The organism is Aquibium sp. ELW1220, assembly GCF_030398385.1.
Lineage (GTDB): Bacteria > Pseudomonadota > Alphaproteobacteria > Rhizobiales > Rhizobiaceae > Aquibium.
The window spans coordinates 1-578 of record NZ_JAOAOQ010000128.1 but is presented as its reverse complement, the minus strand read 5'-3'; the positions used below and the strand labels follow the sequence as shown (position 1 = coordinate 578).

General features: G+C 71.3%; 1 protein-coding gene. It reads right to left on the bottom strand.

The genetic code is table 11. The features are described 5' to 3' along the window. Positions 1 to 64 precede the first annotated feature (64 nt). Positions 65 to 517, bottom strand: coding sequence for a hypothetical protein (locus tag N1F91_RS31035; RefSeq protein WP_289997773.1), 453 nt, complete (start codon positions 515 to 517; stop codon positions 65 to 67). Between the last annotated feature and the right edge of the window lie 61 nt (positions 518 to 578).

Here is a 578-nt window from a genome sequence, read left to right as displayed (position 1 = left end):
GGAGGCGGCTCTGCCGCCCGGCCAGTCGGACCCGGAATGGGATTGGTACGGCTGAGCGTTCACGTCAGGACGTGTCGTGATACGGCGGCAGGCCGGACATGGCGCCGCCAGCCATGGCAAGACGCGCGCCGCCGCGGCAGGCAGGCCTGCCGTCTCGGCAGGCGGCCCGGTCGGGCGCGCGATCGTGCATCCCGGCGTCGTCGCCGAGCAGATTAAGCAGCGCGGCGAGCACGGTCGCATACCAGCGCAAGCGCCAGGCGATCAGGACGGCATCGGCGGGACTAGCGTCGCCGGGAGCGACGACGGGCGCGAGCTCGTCCTCGAGATCCGCCGGCTCGACATCCAGCGCGCGGGCGACATAGTCCTGCGCGACGCGCTCGCCCATGCGCAGGAAGAAAAGCACAAGCCAGCGGACGGGAAAGGCGCGGCCGGCGGCGATGTCGGCCTTGCACGCCATCGAGACGAGCAGCGCGATGATGCCCCTCAGCTCCCGTCCGTACCGTCCCGCGCCGCGCATGCTCCAGTTCCTCCTTCAGCTGCGGTCATTGTGCGCCCGGGTGGGAGGGGTGTGGACAGAG

Coding starts and splice junctions, on each gene's coding strand:
- N1F91_RS31035 (WP_289997773.1), bottom strand. CDS start 517: ATGCGCGGCGCGGGACGGTACGGACGGGAGCTGAGGGGCATCATCGCG.